The organism is Paenibacillus sp. FSL W8-0187 (assembly GCF_037969755.1).
Classification (GTDB): Bacteria; Bacillota; Bacilli; order Paenibacillales; family Paenibacillaceae; genus Paenibacillus_AQ.
Genome location: NZ_CP150206.1, coordinates 5,678,751 through 5,696,497 on the forward strand (window position 1 = coordinate 5,678,751; position 17,747 = coordinate 5,696,497).

Sequence of the window (17,747 nt, forward strand, 5' to 3'; positions counted from 1 at the left end):
TTTTTTGTTAAAAGCCGTCCTTATACACATCTGTATACTGATTATAATAATAAATCACGCGCTGTACATAGTGACGGGTTTCCCCGATAGGAATACTCTTCACATTCTCGTAGGTTCCATCCCACATGCCCTTGTTGATCCAATTCTTCACGTTCCCGGGGCCTGCATTGTAAGCGGCGATGGCGGCAATCGGGTTGCCGTCCATTTCCTTGTGCAGATTCTGAATATACCAGGTGCCCAACTGGATATTCGCATCCACTTCATTCTTCACGTTCAGCAGGTTCACCGATGGCAGCTTGGCCATTTCCATCGCCCAATTCGCCGTATCCGGCATCAACTGCATAATGCCCAGCGCGCCTTTCTTGGATTCCTTGCCTGGCTTGAAATTCGTCTCCACTCGAATGATGGAAGCCACCAGGAAGGGATCGACCTCATAGTAAGCAGCATGCTTCCGGATTTCATCCTTATAATGAATCGGATACAGCAAGGTCATCCAGTTCGAGCTCAGAAACAGCAGCGCTACAAAAGAGACAAACAGCAGAAGCAGCACTCTTTTTTTACGGAGCCAACTCATAACCGAACCAGCCTGCCCCACAGGTTGTCCACCTGCTGCTGTGTTTCGGCCAATGTTCCGCTGTTATCAATAAGGATATCCGCGAGACGCTTCTTCTCCTCGATATCCATCTGGCTGTTTAAACGCGCTTCTGCCGCTTCCCTGTTAAGATCATCGCGCACCATCAGACGCTCTAGCTGCAGCTCTCGCGGTACATAAACGACAGCGATCTGGTCAAGATAAGAATAATGCTCCTTAGCCTCAAGCAGCAGCGGTATATCCGCTACCACGAGCCGGTCCGGATACTGCCGCTCATACGCTTCCGTCCGTTCCCGGATTTCCTGCCGGATCGCCGGATGCGTGATCTCATTCAACACCGTTCTCTGCTCGGGATGATGGAAGATCATCTCCCCGAGTTTTTTTCGATTCAACGTACCGTCCTCAAACAGGATCGCTTGTCCAAAATGTTCGGTCACTTTACCCAGCACCGGATGACCCGGGAGCATCACTTCCCGGGCGATGAGATCCGCATCGACGAGAAGTGCTCCCTTCATGGTCAACATGGAGGACACGGTGCTCTTGCCTGTTGCAATTCCTCCGGTTAAACCGATATTCATGACTTCACCTCATAACAGCTTCATTATACCCATGACGATTAACAAAAAAGCAGGCAAATAAGAGATAAAACGCATGCCGCCTTTGGACGCAAAGCGTAAACCAACCCTCATGCCCAGCACCAGGAATGTCCCGCTAAACAAGGAGACAACCGTTGCGGTACCTAGCGGTGAGAAGCCCAGCATGGCTGCGCCAAGTCCTGCCCCGAACGCATCGAGCGATAGCGCGATCCCGAGCCACATCGCCTCCCATGGAGAGATGCTGCCAGAGTCGTCCAGATCCGCCTTCGAGGGACTGCGGAGAATTTGAATGACAACGCCGATCTTCGGAATCTCAAGAGAGAATACCGCCCGCTGAAGATGCTCTTGACCTGCCGTGTTAACCTCACGTCGTAATTTTACTTGATGGTCAGCCCCCTGCGTTTCTATAAGAGACTTTGTAATAACCCTATTAGAAACCGGCTGCACATCAGACTCGTTTTTTCTGCGAACTTGCTGGCATAGAGACCACAAGCCCAGCAGAATCAAAATGGCGGCTCCGATCACGGACGCCACAGATGGGGATAAGAACCGCTGTAACAGCGCGCCTGCCTGCATGGAGGCGCCAAGCACCAAGCCGGAACATAGCGAGATGATCAATACAGACAGCAGCGGTATCCTGGTTTTGCGCAGACCGTATGTAACCCCCGCCCCAAATCCGTCCAGGCTTAATGCCATAGCCAGCAGCACAGACGAGAAAATATGACTGAGCACCCTTTTCCCTCCTCGTAAGCTCCACATCAAGCGGCTCATTCATGAAGAAGAGCAGCTCCATGCGCTCCACATATGTTCCACATTATATGTGTGAGGAAAGGAATGGGTGCACGCCTATTGGATTACTTCCTTAACGGCTGACACTTCGGGCAGAAGTGGGTCCCCCGTCCGCCAACCACGATCTTATGAATCGGTCCTCCGCATGTATTACACGGCTCGTCCTTCCGTCCGTAAATCTGATGACTGTGCTGGAACATCCCCATTTCACCCTGTCCATTGACATAGGATTTAATGGAAGAACCACCCGCGTCAACGGCTTCGGACAGTGTATCCACAATCGCATGAAACAATCGCTTGAGCTCGGCATCCTTCAGGCTGTTAGCATTGCGCTCCGGATGAATCCCGGCTCGAAACAATGCCTCATCGACATATATATTGCCGATACCGACCACATATGCCTGATTCAGTAGCACCGCCTTGATCTTCGTTTTCTTGCTGCCGATGACTTCCTTAAAGGTTCCGAACGTAAACGTCTCATCCAGCGGCTCATAACCCAGCTTGGCAAGAGGAGCGTGCTGGAACTCTTCCCCCGTTGCAAAAAGATGCATCGTTCCGAATTGGCGTACGTCCTTATAGCGCAGCTCCGTGCCATCCGAGAAATGAAAGATGACATGGGTATGCTTCTCCACCGGCTCCTCGGCAGGGTACACCCCGTAACGCCCTTCCATCCGAAGATGCGAGACGAGCACTAGCCCATCCAGCAATATCCGTAAAAATTTCCCGCGGCGCTCTACACCTTCCACGGTATGATCCTTCAGCATAAACGCAAAGGCCTCAATATCGTCAGGACGCTGAATGATCCGCGGCAGATGTACGGATACGTGATCTATATGCTTACCTTTAATCAATTGGTTCAGTGTTCGTTTCACGGTTTCTACTTCCGGCAATTCCGGCATAATGACTTCACCTCATTTCCCATTATACCGGAAGTTGGGACAGAGCGGGACCATGGTTTTGTGGAAAGGTATGGTGCATATCGCGCCCCTCTTCACGCCATGATCCCTATAAAAGATCTTCTATTAACTGACACAATGTGCAGCTTTACTTCGCTTCGTACCAGTTCTCGCCATAGCTGACTTCCGACTTCAGCGGTACCGACAGCTTTAGTGCCTGGCTCATCACTTCCGGAACCAGTTCCTTCATGATCTCCAGTTCATCCTCCGGCACCTCAAACACCAATTCATCATGCACTTGAAGCAGCATGCGGCTCTTCAATTGACGATCATACAATGCCTTGTCCATATGGACCATGGCCAGCTTGATAATGTCGGCGGCCGTTCCCTGAATCGGCGTATTCATCGCCGTCCGCTCCGCAAAGGACCGCAGATTAAAGTTGCTGGCATTAATCTCCGGCAGATACCGTCTGCGTTCAAGCAACGTTTTCACATAGCCATCTTGCTTCGCCTGCTTGACGATCACGTCCATATAACGCCGCACACCTTGGAACACCTCGAAATACTGGTCAATGAATGCCGCGGCTTCCTTCCGGGTAATGTTCAGGTTCTGGGACAAGCCATAATCGCTGATTCCATACACGATGCCGAAGTTAACCGCCTTGGCGGACCGCCGCATATTGGAGTCCACCTCATCCACGCCGACCCCAAACACATCCATCGCGGTCTTGGTGTGGATGTCCATATCGTGAACAAAAGCTTCCTTCAGCCGTTCATCATCCGAGATATGCGCAAGCACACGCAGCTCGATCTGGGAGTAGTCCGCTGCCAAAATGCTCCAGCCTGGCTCGGACGGAACGAAAACCTTACGCAGCTTGCGACCTTCCTCCAGACGGATCGGAATGTTCTGCAAATTCGGAAATTGGCTGCTCAGACGTCCCGTTGCGGCAATCGTCTGGCGATAATAGGTGTGCACTTTGCCAGTCTGTGACGAAATCTCCTTCAGAAGACCTTCCACATAAGTGGATTGCAGCTTGGCCAAGGTACGGTACTTCAGGATCAGACGGACAATATCATGATAAGGAGCGAGCTTCTCCAGCACCTCGGCATCGGTAGAATAACCGGTTTTGGTCTTCTTGATGACCGGAAGTTCCAGTTTCACAAACAGAATCTCGCCCAGCTGTTTAGGGGAATTGAGATTGAATTCCGTTCCAGCGATCTCATAAATCTCATGAACCAGCTTCGCGATCTGACCTTCAAACTCGCGACCCAGCTCTTTCAGATCCTCCGCATTCACGGCAATTCCCTGTTTCTCCATATCGGCCAAAATGCGGGACAGCGGCATCTCCAGCTCATGGAACAGCGGCAGCATTTCATTAGCAGCCAGCTCCTTCTCCTGAACGGGAACCAGTTCGGATACAGCCAGACATTTTCTGGCCATGTGCTCGCTGAGCTTCTCCACATCGGGAACCTTGTATTTGGCCCCTTTACCGAACACATCCTCATCGGCTTGAAGATACGCAAGCCCGTATTTGGAGGCCAGCCCGCTAAGGCTTTGATTCGCTTCCGTCGGGTCGAGCAGGTATGCAGCCAGATGAACGTCGAATGCTGCGCCGGCAAAAGCGATACCCTCCCAGTGGAGAGCCAGATCAATGCGGTGCAGATCATACCCGCGTTTCGGGATCCCGCTATCGGCAAGCCAAGTACGGACAGGCTCGGCCTCTTCCGACTTCAGAACCTCAAACGGAATGAAGTACTGTCGTTCCTCTGTAGCGAGTGCAAGCCCGATCACCTCAGCATGATGAGGGTTTTCCCCATGCGTCTCAACATGGAGCACGTGCACCTGGGCCAGGTTATCCGCAACCTCCGCAAGTTCCTTCGTGTCCACAAGGGTCACTTCAATCTTCGCTTCGGGCTTCGACTCAGCCGGATCTCCGCCCATTCCGCTTGTGCTCAGGTTTAACCGTTCAATCAGCGATTTAAACTCCAGCTTCGCCAGTGCAGGTCCTGCCGTCTCTTCATTCAGGCCTGTAAACGCCATGTCATCCAGCGACTGCTCCAGTGGTACTTCGCGGAAGATCGTGGCCAGCTTCTTGCTGAGTATGGCGGAATCGGCATGCTCTTCGATCTTCTCTTTCATCTTGCCCTTCAGCTCATCTGTACGTGACACCACGGCCTCTACGGATCCAAATTCATGAAGCAGCTTCAGAGCCGTCTTCTCACCCACTCCTGGAACGCCGGGAATGTTATCGGAAGCATCGCCCATCAGCCCCTTAAGATCGATAATCTGATCAGGCGTCAGGTTATAACGTTCCTTAATCTGTTCAGGTCCGTAATACTCAATATCAGTAACGCCCTTGCGGACCATCGCGATCGTGGTATGTTCCGAAGCCAACTGCAGCATATCCTTATCCCCGGATACGACCATCACCTTGCGGCCAGCTTCGTCAGCTTGACGGGTAATGGTCCCGATAATGTCATCGGCCTCATAACCGCCAATTTCGAACTGGGAGACGCCAAGGCCCTTCAGCAGCTCTTTCAGCAGCGGGAATTGTCCGGAGAGCTCAGGAGGAGTCTTTTGACGGCCACCTTTGTAATCCTGAAAATCCGCATGCCGGAACGTTTCCTTGCCGGCATCGAATGCCACCATCATATGGGTCGGTTTATGCTCCTCAATTAAGCGAAGCAGCATGGTCGTAAAACCGTAAACTGCATTCGTCTGCTGTCCGCTGGCATTGGTCAACGGCGGCATCGCAAAGAATGCGCGGTAAATGATATTATTTCCATCAATCAAAATCAGCTTGTCCATAGAACACCTCGCACCAATATTACTTCCTTTCCACATGATAACATAGGTTACTCCCAATTCCGAACAATCCGTTCGATTAACGATGAATTCTTGATGAAACGCAAAATAACCCCACAAAGTGGAGCCTGTGCTTCGATGCTATTCCAAATACTTTGCGGGGACCCCAAATATATAAATGCGATTAAAGAATTGTTTCCGCTTCGCTGGAGTTTTCTAAATTCTCGCAAAAAAACGCCAGCTTTCGCCAGCGTTAGACTGTCATGATGCTATTGATTGAGGTCGGGACGGTGACCTGTTACGAGGTACACGGTGCTCTCGCCAATGTTCGTGGCATGGTCGGCGATCCGTTCAATGTAACGGCCCACCATGATCAGCAGCATCGCTTGATTGGCCGAGTCCGGATCAGAGGTCAGATGCGAATACAGATCCTGCAGAATGACGCTGTACAAATGATCGACCTGATCGTCATCCTGGGCCATTTTATAAGCCAGATCCGTGTTTTCCATCAGATAGGATTCGATGGATTCCGAGACCATCGCACGCACCAAATCCGACATCCGCGGAAGATCCACTAAGGGCTTGATCAGCTTCTGGCCTTGCAGACGGATCGTGACTTTAGCGACATCACGAGCCAAGTCGCCCATCCGCTCCAAATCGCTGGCAATTCGGAAAGCAACCAATATCCGGCGCAAATCCTTCGCCACAGGCTGCTGGGTTACGATCAAGCGGGAGCCGATCTCCATGATCTGCTCTTCCATTGTGTTTAACTGCACATCGTTCTTGATAACCGCCTGCGCTTTCTCCGCATCCAGGGTCTGGAGAGACTCTACACTGCTCGCCAGTGCCTCCTCCATATGCTTGCCCATATCCTGCAGCAAGGTTTTCAGCTCATTAAGCTGCTGATCAAACTCAATTCTCCGGATCATGTGTGATGTTCCTCCTATCTACTTTTAAGAAAGATCATATGAGTGTGGGTTAACCAAATCGACCCGAGATATAGTCCTCGGTACGTGCATCCGACGGCGTCGAGAACAGCGTATCGGTGCTTGCCGATTCAACCACTTCGCCATTCAGGAAAAATACCGTCTGCCCGGATACGCGGGCGGCCTGATGCATATTGTGCGTTACCATAACGATGGTGTATTTGCTCTTCAGCTCTTGTACCAGCTCTTCGATTTTCAGGGTTGAAATCGGGTCCAGCGCGGAAGTAGCTTCGTCCATAAGCAGAATATCCGGCTGTACGGCAAGTGCCCGGGCAATACACAGACGCTGCTGTTGACCCCCGGACAAGCTCAGCGCGGACCGCTTGAGATAATCCTTGACTTCATCCCACAGCACGGCCTGCTTCAAACTCTGTTCCACAATTTGGTCAAGCTCCGCTTTACTGCGGATACCGTGGAGTCGCGGACCGTAGGCGATATTATCATAAATCGATTTAGGAAACGGATTCGGCTGCTGGAACACCATCCCTACCTGCTTGCGCAGGGCTTCAACGTGGACTTCCTCGCTGTAGATTTCCGTCCCGCCGATTTGCACGCTGCCTTCAATCCGGGTGGAAGGAATCATGTCATTCATCCGATTCAGCGTACGCAGCAGTGTGGATTTACCGCAGCCCGACGGACCGATGAACGCCGTCACCGTTTTTTCCGGAATGTCCAGATCCACGTTTTTAAGCGCATGATACGTATCATAGTAAAGGTTTAATTTCTTAATCTGTATGATGGAATCCATATCTTATTCATGTCTCCTTTTTCACGATTAGATCTGCTTAAGCGTCTCTTAGATGTTCTTCGAATACTTGTTCCGGATCCACACGGCGATGATGTTCATGATGAACAGCATGATGAGCAACAGAATAATACCCGAAGCCGCCAGCTCGTGGAAAGCCTCACTTGGTCTTGATATCCAGTTAAAGATCTGGATCGGCATGACAGTAAACGAATCGAGCAGATTTTCCGGCAAGAAGGCCACGTACGTTAAGGCACCGATCATGATCAGCGGTGCGGTTTCGCCAATCGCACGAGACAAGGCCAGGATAACCCCGGTCATGATTCCTGGAATCGCTGAAGGCAGTACAGCGCTGGATACCGTTTGCCATTTTGTTGCGCCCAGCGCATAAGAAGCATCGCGCCGGTTCTTAGGCACGGCGCGAAGCGCCTCCTGAGCGGCAACGATAATAATTGGCAGCACCAGCAGCGTCATCGTTAATACCCCGGAGAGCAGACTGCGGCCCAGATTCATCCCACGTACGAAAATAGCGAGCCCCAGGATACCATATATAATAGAAGGAACCCCTGCAAGCGTACTGATATTCAGCTGAATCAGCCGAACCCAGCGGCTGCGGCCCGCATACTCTTCAAGAAAGATCGCTGCGCCAACGCCTAGTATGAAGGACAGCGGAGCCATGAGCAGAAGCAAGTAAATCGTGCCGACAATCGGCGACTTCAGTCCTGCTTTATCCGCGATACGTGACGGATAGTTGGTGAACAGATCAGGCGATAGTCTGAAAATGCCATCCGTCACAATCGTAACAATCAAAGCCATCAAGGCAAGAATACCGATACTGGTACAAGCCAGAAATATAATGTGCAGCGTCTGGTCACTACGGCGTCTCCGGTTGATTCCTTTGCTATCTCCCAGATTCAATTGTTCCATCTAGTATTCCTCCCTGAAGCGGCGAGCGACCCACTGCGCCAATATATTAAGCAAGAAGGTGATGACAAACAAGGTCAGACCTACCGCAAAAATCGTGCCGTATTCAATCGTTCCGCGCGGAACATCACCCATACTTACCTGAACGATATAAGAAGTCATGGTCTGGATGCTTTCCAGCGGATTCAGCGTCAGCTGCGGCGTAGCACCAGCAGCCACCGTTACGATCATCGTCTCGCCAATCGCACGCGAGAATGCCAATACGAAGGACGACACGACCCCCGACAGAGCGGCAGGCAGCACAATTTTCAGTGCAACCTCAAATCGGGTAGCACCGAGCGCGTAGGCACCGTGACGAAGACTCTTGGGTACTGCACGCATCGCGTCTTCACTTAAAGATGAAATCATCGGCAGGACCATGATCCCTACCACGATACCCGCGCTAAGCGCATTGAATATACCCATGTTGGGAAAAATCTTTTGAAGGAATGGCGTTACAGTTTCAAGCGCAAAATATCCATAAACAATCGTTGGTACACCAGCCAATACTTCAAGCACTGGCTTTACAACCCCCCGAACCCGGGCAGGAGCGTATTCATTGAGATAAATAGCGCATGCCAAGCCGATAGGCACTGCGAATAGAATCGCAATGCCTGTAATCAGCAATGTGCCGCCCAGCAGGGGCAGCACGCCGAATTCTTTTGGAGGGAGAATCGGACTCCATGTCGTTCCAGTCAGAAAGGACCATACCGGTACTTCCTTGAAGAAGATCACGGATTCCTGCAGAAGCGTATATACAATACCGATGGTAGTAAACACCGAAAGCAGGGCACACAAGCCGAGTAAGATTGGAATGATTTTGTCTGAGATGCGTGTTTTGCTTCGACGGAATGTCATGCTTTTTGTGTTTACCGCCACGGGTGAAGTTTTGTTCATTCTCCTCTTCCCTTTCTATGGGTCACCCGGAGGATTCCCTCCGGGCATCTAGTCTTTAATTATTTTGCCAACTTGTCTTTTTCTGCTTTGTACTGATCATCTTGAAGCGGGACGAATCCGACTTCGCCAGCAAGACTAGCGGCATTCTCAAGGTAGAAGTTCATGAATGCACTCACTTCTGGACGCTCAAGCTCTTTATCGTTAACATAGAGCAGCAGCGGACGGGACAATGGAGCGTAGCTGTTATCCTTGATCGTTTCCATGCTTGGAGCTACTGTAGCCGTACCGTTATCAATCGGAACCAGCTTCAACTTGTCTTGGTTCTCTTCATAGAAGGAGAATCCGAAGTATCCGATGGAGTTCTTGTCACCAGCTACCCCTTGTACGACTGCGTTTGTATCGGCACTGAACGTAATTTGGCTATCGTTTCTGCTTGCTTGTGCTTCACCGTTAATTGCTTCTGTGAAGTAATCAAATGTACCGTGGTCAGTACCTGGCGAGTAAATCTTGATTTCCTCTGCCGGCCATCCTTCACGAACGTCAGCCCATGTTTTTACGGTGCTGTTTGGCTCGTAAATTTTCTTGAGCTCATCCACGGTCAATTTATCTACGAATTCATTGCTTGGATTAACAACGACGGACAGTCCGTCATAAGCTACCAGAACCTCATGATAGGTAATGCCATTGGCTTTTGCTTCCTCAGCTTCGCTGTCTTTAATTGGACGGGAAGCATTGGACACTGCGATCTCGCTGTTGTTAAAACGTTTGAAGCCAGCGCCTGTTCCGCCTGTTCCGATTGGAATACGGACATCAGGGTTAGCTGCACCGAACTCTTCAGCAACCGCTTCGGTTAATGGATGCAGTGTACTTGAACCATCAATTTCAATTGTTCCTGTCAAAGCTGTTGAGGTATTTTCCTCTGTTTGCTGTGCTGAACCATTCTCTTTATTTTCTCCTGAAGCACCTCCGGAAGTTCCTCCTCCGCATGCTGCCAAAAGTGTGCTCAGCATTAACACCAATACGAGAATACCTGCTGGTTTACGACCCCTTCTTCTAAACAAACGAATCCACTCCTTCAAAATGGTTGTTGTCTCTACTTCCTGCTTACAATATTGATAATAATCCCGGAATGTAATAGCAGTTTCTTAGAAATGTAAACGCAGTGTAAAATATTTTAATAAAAGTAGAGTTATAGATTCGATCTTTCTTCCTTGATCGAAGATTCGCCGGTGTTCATTCCAGCAAGCTCATCCTTAACCCGCTCCACACGCCTAACGGTTTCCTCGGCCAGTTGATAAACCTGGCTCCCGGATTTCTCCACCTCTTGAACGGCGTTGTCCATTTCATTAAACATCTGGGCACCTTCCGTTACATACCCCTCGCAGGATTGAATTTCCTTCAGCGATGATACGGCCCCCTTGGCTGTATCTGCTGCCAGCCGCTGGATTTGCTCCAGCAGCTGCGATATATCCCCTGAGAGCTTGCGTGTTTGTTTAGCCAGCGATTGTACCTCTGCCGCAACCACTTGAAATCCCCGCCCATGCTCGCCGGCATGTGCGGCTTCAATCGAGGCATTCATTGCCAGCAGACTGCTTTGGTTCGCAAGCTCGGTAATCATGCCGGTTATGGAAAAAATGCGGCTGGCATCCGCCGCGAGCTCGGAGGCCTGGCCTTCACGCTTCGTCATATCCTCCACAAGGCCAAGGTACGAGGTTCGGACAAGATCCAGTTTCTCCTTCCCGGTTTGAGACCACTCCCTCATCCGTATACATTCCGAGTTCGTTCTCGCTGCTGCCGTTCGGACGTCGGTTAATGAGGATTGAATGTTCCGGGTATGCCGGTAGCTTTCCTGCAGGATCAGTTCCCGCTTCTCTTCCGCCTCCGCTTGGAGCCCGCTGGACAGACTCATCAGATCCCGGACGGTAAGCACACCTTGCAGTTGGTTTGAATCCGTGATCAGGACACAATCATAGAATTTTGAATCCGGGCGCTGTAGGGACAATTCCAGCAGCGTTCCGACCTTCTCGGATATATCGACACGCATCGGTTGATGGTCCGCAAACTGGAAGGCGGGCTTGGAATAATACAGGTCAACGGCAAACCTGCCCATCATTCGCTGGTAAAACACATCCCGCATGATCAGTCCTGCTGGTGTGTCTGCCTCATCGCAATAAATAACACACGGAATACGCGAGTCCTTCGCAAAAACATTCAACACATCAAGGCAGGATTCAGTCTTTCCTATAACAGGGACCCTTCTTATGTATTGCCGATATAAATCACCTGCTTCAGGCTCGTTTGCTACTTGTCCATCAAGTTCCGGCTCTACCTCCATCTTCATTCTCTCTGTCTGATTTGGTTTGGTTTGAAGCAGTGTCATGCGCCTTCACCCCTTCTTCATCTGGTCCTTTAGACGCATCTTACCGAACAAGTATTATGGGAATATACTCGAATGATTAAGGGAGCGTAAACTACGGAAGGATAATCGCGGGGATATGAGACATTAGACACATCAGGATCTGACCAAAGACCCAAAAAAAAGACTCCTCATCATTTCAAACGGAATGATGGGAGCCTTTTTTCGGATTTACTACAAGTTTATAACCAACCCCGCGAATGGAGTCAATGTGTACAGATTCAGGATCAAGCTCAAGCTTCTTGCGCAGGGAACTCACATGAACGTCCACGGTTCGCTGTCCGCCGATATAATCGAAGCCCCAGACCACGTTCATCAGATCATCCCTTGTTAACACAACGCCCGGTTTTTTGGCCAGGTAGAGCAGCACTTCAAATTCTTTCGGCCTAAGATTAATGCTCTGGCCGCCAAGACGAACCTCGTATTTCTCAGGATAGATTTCCAGTTGTCCAAGTGAGATGACATTTCCTTGATTATCTGTCGTCTTCACTTCATCGGCGTGACCGGAAACCCGGCGCATAACGGCCGATACGCGGGCCAGCAGCTCAGATACGCCAAATGGCTTGGTAATATAGTCATCCGCCCCCATCTTCAAACCTTGAACAACTTCTTCCTCGGCGTTCTTCGCGGTCAGAATGATGATCGGCGTGGTAATTCCGTTACTGCGAAGCTTCTCTAAAATCTGAAAGCCGTTCATGCCAGGCAGCATGACATCCAGCAGGATCAGATCATATTCATGATGCGACGCTTTCTCGTAACCTGCGGTACCGTGTTCCTCTACCTCGACTTGAAAACCTTCCTGCGTCAGATTGTAAGACAACAGCCGCGAAAGTGTCGGCTCATCTTCGATAACCAGCATGCGTTGCGTCAATGTTACCCCCGCCCTTACCTTGATAATTGGACTGCTTATGCAAGTATATCAACAGAATGTTAACGGAGTGTTAACTCCCTGTCTCCTGGGTTTCCTGCAATATCGGAAGCTCAATAATGAAGGAGCTGCCGATTCCGAGCTCGCTCTCCACCTTGATGGTTCCGTGATGAAGATCCACCAGATGCTTCACGATTGATAGTCCAAGCCCCGTTCCGCCTGATCCGCGCGAACGCGCTTTATCCACCCGATAGAATCGTTCAAATATACGGGGAAGATCTTTCTTCGGAATGCCAATCCCCGAATCCTTAACGATGAATTCCACAATATCCTCGGCGTTCCCATGACTATGCTTTTCAAGAGCCGTTAATTTTACTCGTCCGCCTTCTTGCGTGTAACTGATCGCGTTCGAGAGCAGATTCATAAATATCTGGCGGAGCTTGTCCTCGTCTCCCTCCATAAACAGCTCTTCCGGAATGTCGAGCTCCAGGCTGATCCGCTTCTTCTCTGCGACCGTGCGCATCATTTCGGATATCGTATCAAAGAACGCCGACAGATGAATCGGCGAATAATCCATCTGAATCCGCTTGGATTCGATCTTGGACAGCTCTAGAATGTCACCGATCAGCCGGTTCAGCCGCTCGGACTCGTCATAAATAATCTGGAGGAAGGAACGCGATGTCTTCTCATCGGTAACCCCGCCACCAAGCAGCGTTTCGGCAAACCCTTTAACCGCAGCGAGCGGAGTCTTCAGCTCGTGAGACACGTTGGCTACAAATTCGCTCCGCATGCGTTCAAGTCTGCGGATATCACTTACATCCTGCAGGAGGAACAGCATGCCTCTATATGACTCCTGCTCTTCCTCCTGCATCATCGCAACCCCATCCAGGCGGATGATCGATTCCACCGGATAATAAATGTTGCGCTCTTCATGGAAGCCTTCCTTGCTCTCCAAGCCTTGCTCCATCAGTTTGGTCAATTCATAATGCTGCTTGAGCTCACGGTACGATTTGCCTGTTATCACTTCGGCATTAATGCCGAGCATTCGCTCGGCAGCCCGGTTCACAAGAATAATCTGACCTGCTCCGTTCACCATGACGATACCGCCTGTCATATTGTTTAGAACGCTTTGCAGCAAATCCTCATTATCCCGTATCGTCCGCAGTTGGGTCTGCAGGCTGTCGGCCATTCCGTTAATCGCTTGCGCCAATTGACCGATCTCGTCCTTACGGTGAATCTTCACCCTCGCATCATATTCAAGGCTCGATATCCGTCTGGCAACGCGCGTGATTTTCTCTAGCGGTGACGTCAATCCTTTAGCGACACGATAACTCACCAGGGCAGCAATCAGGAACAACACCAGCAGGCCAATCCCCATGACGGTCCAGCCTTGCCTGACTCCCTGGTCCACTGCTTTCAGGCTAACCGACAATCTGACGAATCCGTCAAAATTCTCTCCGGACTTGACCGGAAGAGCAACGTAGAGCATGTCCTGCTCAAGCGTATCGCTCCGGCGAATGGTACTCCCGCGGCCTTCTTTAACCGCCTGAAGCATCTCTTCGCGATAAGCGTGGTTATCCATAGTTAACGGATCACTTTCCGAATCCCCGATGACCTTGCCATCCTTCAATATAAATGTCACTCTCGACTCGGACAGCTCCTCAAGCTGTATGGATCTGTTGGTATAATACGTGATAGCATCCGCGCTGTCCGCATCCGGAAACTCCATCATCGTCTGCAGAAGCCGAATCTCCCGGACCATATTGTCCTCCAGCAGCTGAACATGGGACTGCTTGAATACCGTCACCATAGCCAGTCCTGCCGCGAGCATAGATAACCCAATTAAAGTAAGCATAATCAGAGTCAAACGATTGCGATACTGCCTCATGGTCTCTCCTCTTTCTGCCGCGTGATCATTTTGGATAACTTACCGCCCGTGTGCGTCTTCGGTGAAATAACGCATGAATGATGGTCGCCGCTGGCTGCTGGAACATAATGCCAAGCACCACCGGGATGGAAGCCTGGGGTGAGAAATACGTTGTAGCCAGCACCATCCCGAGTGATATATTACGCATTCCGGACGCGTATGTAAATGTAATTTGCATTTCCCGTGTCGGTCCCGGCATCGCATACGAGCCAAAATAACCAAGCAAATAACAGATCACAATCAACGTGAAAACAACCGGGATAACCACCAGCATCTCATCCTTCATGCCTGCTGCATGGGGAGCGATGGCAGCTGCATTCAGCATAACCACGAGCATAAAAAACACCTTCGAGATCGGCTGGGCTACGGGAGCCGACCAGTCTTTAATCCGTCCTTTGGAGCCTTCATACAGCATCACCCCGATCACAGTGGGAAATACCACCATGGTCAGCAAATCGAGAATCAGCTCAGACGCATTCCAGGTAACCAAAGCATCCCCGATAAACATATCCATCAAAGCCGGTACGACTAGTGGACTGAGTATGGTATCCAGCACGACCACCGCTAAGATGAATGGAACGCTGCCGCCGGAGCTCCCGACCCACATCACCGAGGATATCCCCAGCGGAATGATCGCGAACAGCAGCAAGCCGATCGTATAATCCGAGTGCGCACCAAACACAGCCGAGCCCAGTGCATAAGCAAGCACCGGTGCGGCCGCATGGGCAAGAAACAGCGTCAACATAACGGCAAAGGGGCGTTTTAGAACTCCTTGCAGATGACGGATCCCACAGCCAAGCGCCATAACCAGTGTAATATAACCGAATAAATAAGGAATCCAGTGAACAAAGCCCAGCAAGACATCCGAGAGTAGCCAGCCTAGCACCAGCGAGCCGGGAATCAAGAGAAAGGTGTACTTTTCAAACCAAGATGCAAAGGCTAGTCCAAAACTTCTCACCTGTTTCCTCCCATGTCTGAATTGACGTATTTGACTTTCATCATAAACCGGAGTGTGCGAAAACCGCAACGAAAATTCGAAATAAGGGCCTACCTCCCCTGCTCAACAAAAAACATCGACCGGCACATAATGGCCAATCGATGCTTCTTCAGATGCTCTGGATTAGGAGAACACCGGCTCTTTAAACATGGCCAGCTTCTCTGCCGAATCCTTGCTCACATCGGCATGCAGGCTATTTCCGTGTGAATCCATCGTGACGATAGCGGCAAAGCCATCAACCTCCAAATGCCACATCGCTTCCGGAATGCCAAACTCCATGAAATCCACGCCGTTTACTTTTTTAATGCATCTTGCGTAATACTGAGCGGCCCCGCCGATTGCATTCAAATACACGCCGCCATGCTCCTGCAGGGCTTGCAGCGTCTTCGAACCCATGCCGCCTTTTCCGATGACCGCGCGAATGCCGAATTTTTTCAAAATATCGCCCTGGTACGGCTCCTCGCGAATGCTGGTTGTTGGGCCTGCAGCCTTGACATGCCATCCCTCTTCATCCTGCATCATAACCGGACCGCAGTGATAAATCACGGATCCGTTCAGATCGATAGGAGCATCGTGATCCATCAGGTATTTATGAAGCGCATCCCGTCCGGTATGCATCTCGCCTCGGATAACCACCACGTCCCCAACGCGCAAAGAACGAATTTGCTCCTCGCTGATCGGGGTCTGCAGCACCACTTCGCGGCCCTTGGAATCACTTGGACCGGCGTCTTCGGCTTGGGACACAGCCGTTTCGGAATTTGCGTTCATCTGCACCTCGCTGCCCGCTTCATACAGCCAGTCCGTGATCTCCCCGGTTTCCGGCTCAATCAATACGCCCTGACGGCGGAATGCCCAGCAGTTATAAGCAACCGATACAAAAAAACTTGCCGGCAAACGGTTCATCGCACCGATCTTGCAGCCGAGCAGCGTGACTTCTCCGCCAAAACCCATTGTCCCGATCCCCAGCTTATTTGCATTTTCCAATATGTAATCTTCGAGCTTCGCCAAATCTTCATTCGGGTTCACATCTTCCACATGACGGAACAGCTGATGCTTCGCAAGCTCATAACCGGTCGTCCGGTCGCCTCCGATGCCTACGCCGATAAATCCAGCGCTGCAGCCCTGACCTTGTGCTTGATACACGGCATGCATGATGCATTTGCGGATCCCGTCCAGATCACGACCCGCTTTCCCCAATCCTTCAAGGTCTGCAGGAAGACTGTACTGGATATTTTTGTTCTCGCAGCCGCCCCCTTTCAGGATGAGACGGACGTCCACCTTATCCTGCTCCCATTGCTCGAAATGGATGACGGGCGTGCCAGGACCGAGATTATCCCCGCTGTTAGCGCCAGTCAACGAATCCACCGAGTTTGGACGCAGCTTGCCATCCTTCGTCGCGTGAATCACTGCGGAGTAAATCGCCTTCTTCATCTCGATTTGGTTCGCACCCACCGGTGTATGCACGATGAATGTTGGCATGCCGGTATCCTGGCAGATCGGCGATACTTCCTGCTCGGCCATCTCAATATTTTGAGCGATTGTTGCCAGCGCCAGCCCCGCTCGCGTTGCCGCATCCTCAGACGCTCGCCCGCGGTTGACTGCTCTTCGCACATCTCCGGGCAAATTCGTGGAGGTTTCTACAATCAATCGATACATGCTTTCTTCAAATAATTTCATAACGTTGGTAAACTCCTCTCTTTCATAACCCAGTCATGATAGCAAAAAAAGAATCATTATAAACTGCCAATATTGTTATCATATCATATCATTTCGCACATGAAAGGGTTTACTTCAAAAAATGAAAGAGTAGAGAAAATGTGTTGATACACCCGTTTGATCGACCATACCAATCTATGAATTTCACATATATTGGTTAAGGAAAGGAGGTGATAGTTATGACGAAAGCCTCAATCTCCCAAGTTGTCTTTCCAAGACTTGCCCTGTTTAGAAACGAGTTTTACAGAGGACGCCGATTTGTGGTACGTGGAAATGTAGGTATCCGCAATCTCGAGAGAACTTTCGGTGACATTGAAAGCTTGAGATTCTTCTCCACCAACCCCAATGCAACCCTGGTCCTGTTCTCGGAAACGAATTTCAGGGGCAGATTCAGAGTATTCCGCGGCAACACCAACATCGCCGATCTTGATGATATTATTCGTGGCGAAGAGCCGGAATCCATTATCAGCTCCAACCGTCGTTTGACGCTGGCTCAAATCCGGGCGATCCGCGATACCGGTACACTTCCAAACGGTTTTAGAACCATCTGATT

The 17,747-nt window shown here is 50.6% G+C and carries 16 protein-coding genes; 1 reads left to right on the forward strand and 15 read right to left on the reverse strand.

Translation table 11 applies throughout. The features are described from left to right. Positions 1-7: 7 nt before the first annotated feature. The 15 genes from MKY48_RS25635 to MKY48_RS25705 all read right to left on the reverse strand — a co-directional run bounded on the left by MKY48_RS25635 (position 8) and on the right by MKY48_RS25705 (position 17,155). Complete coding sequence (locus tag MKY48_RS25635) at positions 8-574, reverse strand: lytic transglycosylase domain-containing protein (RefSeq protein ID WP_339291577.1); 567 nt, start codon at positions 572-574, stop codon at positions 8-10. After that, the gene (gene coaE, locus MKY48_RS25640; RefSeq protein WP_339267234.1) at positions 571-1,170 is read right to left on the reverse strand and encodes a dephospho-CoA kinase; all 600 of its coding nucleotides are present in this window, start codon (positions 1,168-1,170) and stop codon (positions 571-573) included. Before coaE ends, MKY48_RS25635 begins: the two co-directional genes overlap by 4 nt. Before the next feature lie 9 nt (positions 1,171-1,179). Beyond that, the gene (locus tag MKY48_RS25645; protein ID WP_339291578.1) at positions 1,180-1,920 is read right to left on the reverse strand and encodes an MntP/YtaF family protein; all 741 of its coding nucleotides are present in this window, start codon (positions 1,918-1,920) and stop codon (positions 1,180-1,182) included. Positions 1,921-2,042: 122 nt separating this feature from the next. Then, positions 2,043-2,876 carry a DNA-formamidopyrimidine glycosylase gene (gene mutM, locus MKY48_RS25650; protein WP_076324313.1) on the reverse strand — a complete coding sequence of 278 codons (834 nt, stop codon included), beginning with the start codon at positions 2,874-2,876 and terminating at the stop codon, positions 2,043-2,045. 145 nt (positions 2,877-3,021) lie between these two features. Continuing rightward, complete coding sequence (gene polA, locus MKY48_RS25655; protein ID WP_339291579.1) at positions 3,022-5,682, reverse strand: DNA polymerase I; 2,661 nt, start codon at positions 5,680-5,682, stop codon at positions 3,022-3,024. Between the two features lie 266 nt (positions 5,683-5,948). Beyond that, a complete protein-coding gene (phoU, locus tag MKY48_RS25660; protein ID WP_076324315.1) occupies positions 5,949-6,608 on the reverse strand; it encodes a phosphate signaling complex protein PhoU in 660 nt (219 codons plus the stop codon). Between the two features lie 49 nt (positions 6,609-6,657). Beyond that, positions 6,658-7,413 carry a phosphate ABC transporter ATP-binding protein PstB gene (pstB, locus tag MKY48_RS25665; protein ID WP_339267240.1) on the reverse strand — a complete coding sequence of 252 codons (756 nt, stop codon included), beginning with the start codon at positions 7,411-7,413 and terminating at the stop codon, positions 6,658-6,660. A 48-nt stretch (positions 7,414-7,461) separates the two neighbouring features. Then, positions 7,462-8,337 carry a phosphate ABC transporter permease PstA gene (pstA, locus tag MKY48_RS25670; RefSeq protein WP_076324317.1) on the reverse strand — a complete coding sequence of 292 codons (876 nt, stop codon included), beginning with the start codon at positions 8,335-8,337 and terminating at the stop codon, positions 7,462-7,464. Beyond that, positions 8,338-9,270 (reverse strand): phosphate ABC transporter permease subunit PstC, encoded by a 933-nt coding sequence (gene pstC / locus MKY48_RS25675; protein WP_076324318.1) that lies wholly within the window; start codon positions 9,268-9,270, stop codon positions 8,338-8,340. It abuts the gene before it with no gap. A gap of 59 nt (positions 9,271-9,329) precedes the next feature. Next, on the reverse strand, positions 9,330-10,331 hold the full coding sequence (locus MKY48_RS25680) for a PstS family phosphate ABC transporter substrate-binding protein (protein WP_339267241.1): 1,002 nt from the start codon (positions 10,329-10,331) through the stop codon (positions 9,330-9,332). A gap of 128 nt (positions 10,332-10,459) precedes the next feature. Continuing rightward, positions 10,460-11,650, reverse strand: coding sequence for a methyl-accepting chemotaxis protein (locus tag MKY48_RS25685; protein ID WP_339291580.1), 1,191 nt, complete (start codon positions 11,648-11,650; stop codon positions 10,460-10,462). A 175-nt stretch (positions 11,651-11,825) separates the two neighbouring features. Beyond that, the gene (locus MKY48_RS25690) at positions 11,826-12,557 is read right to left on the reverse strand and encodes a response regulator transcription factor (RefSeq protein WP_076324321.1); all 732 of its coding nucleotides are present in this window, start codon (positions 12,555-12,557) and stop codon (positions 11,826-11,828) included. A 70-nt stretch (positions 12,558-12,627) separates the two neighbouring features. Further along, positions 12,628-14,442 carry an ATP-binding protein gene (locus MKY48_RS25695; protein WP_339267245.1) on the reverse strand — a complete coding sequence of 605 codons (1,815 nt, stop codon included), beginning with the start codon at positions 14,440-14,442 and terminating at the stop codon, positions 12,628-12,630. A 25-nt stretch (positions 14,443-14,467) separates the two neighbouring features. Then, positions 14,468-15,439 carry a bile acid:sodium symporter gene (locus MKY48_RS25700; protein WP_339291581.1) on the reverse strand — a complete coding sequence of 324 codons (972 nt, stop codon included), beginning with the start codon at positions 15,437-15,439 and terminating at the stop codon, positions 14,468-14,470. Positions 15,440-15,601: 162 nt separating this feature from the next. After that, positions 15,602-17,155, reverse strand: coding sequence for a fumarate hydratase (locus MKY48_RS25705; protein WP_339291582.1), 1,554 nt, complete (start codon positions 17,153-17,155; stop codon positions 15,602-15,604). A 218-nt stretch (positions 17,156-17,373) separates the two neighbouring features. Between MKY48_RS25705 and MKY48_RS25710 the strand changes: the two genes are divergently transcribed. Then, on the forward strand, positions 17,374-17,745 hold the full coding sequence (locus MKY48_RS25710) for a hypothetical protein (RefSeq protein WP_076324325.1): 372 nt from the start codon (positions 17,374-17,376) through the stop codon (positions 17,743-17,745). Positions 17,746-17,747: the final 2 nt, after the last annotated feature.

Excerpts from the sequence above, each read along its gene's own strand:
- MKY48_RS25695 (WP_339267245.1), bottom strand. The coding sequence starts at position 14,442 with ATGAGGCAGTATCGCAATCGTTTGACTCTGATTATGCTTACTTTAATT.
- mutM (WP_076324313.1), bottom strand. The coding sequence starts at position 2,876 with ATGCCGGAATTGCCGGAAGTAGAAACCGTGAAACGAACACTGAACCAA.
- phoU (WP_076324315.1), bottom strand. The coding sequence starts at position 6,608 with ATGATCCGGAGAATTGAGTTTGATCAGCAGCTTAATGAGCTGAAAACC.
- pstC (WP_076324318.1), bottom strand. The coding sequence starts at position 9,270 with ATGAACAAAACTTCACCCGTGGCGGTAAACACAAAAAGCATGACATTC.
- MKY48_RS25685 (WP_339291580.1), bottom strand. The coding sequence starts at position 11,650 with ATGACACTGCTTCAAACCAAACCAAATCAGACAGAGAGAATGAAGATG.
- MKY48_RS25705 (WP_339291582.1), bottom strand. The coding sequence starts at position 17,155 with ATGAAATTATTTGAAGAAAGCATGTATCGATTGATTGTAGAAACCTCC.
- MKY48_RS25710 (WP_076324325.1), top strand. The coding sequence starts at position 17,374 with ATGACGAAAGCCTCAATCTCCCAAGTTGTCTTTCCAAGACTTGCCCTG.
- MKY48_RS25635 (WP_339291577.1), bottom strand. The coding sequence starts at position 574 with ATGAGTTGGCTCCGTAAAAAAAGAGTGCTGCTTCTGCTGTTTGTCTCT.
- pstB (WP_339267240.1), bottom strand. The coding sequence starts at position 7,413 with ATGGATTCCATCATACAGATTAAGAAATTAAACCTTTACTATGATACG.
- pstA (WP_076324317.1), bottom strand. The coding sequence starts at position 8,337 with ATGGAACAATTGAATCTGGGAGATAGCAAAGGAATCAACCGGAGACGC.
- polA (WP_339291579.1), bottom strand. The coding sequence starts at position 5,682 with ATGGACAAGCTGATTTTGATTGATGGAAATAATATCATTTACCGCGCA.
- coaE (WP_339267234.1), bottom strand. The coding sequence starts at position 1,170 with ATGAATATCGGTTTAACCGGAGGAATTGCAACAGGCAAGAGCACCGTG.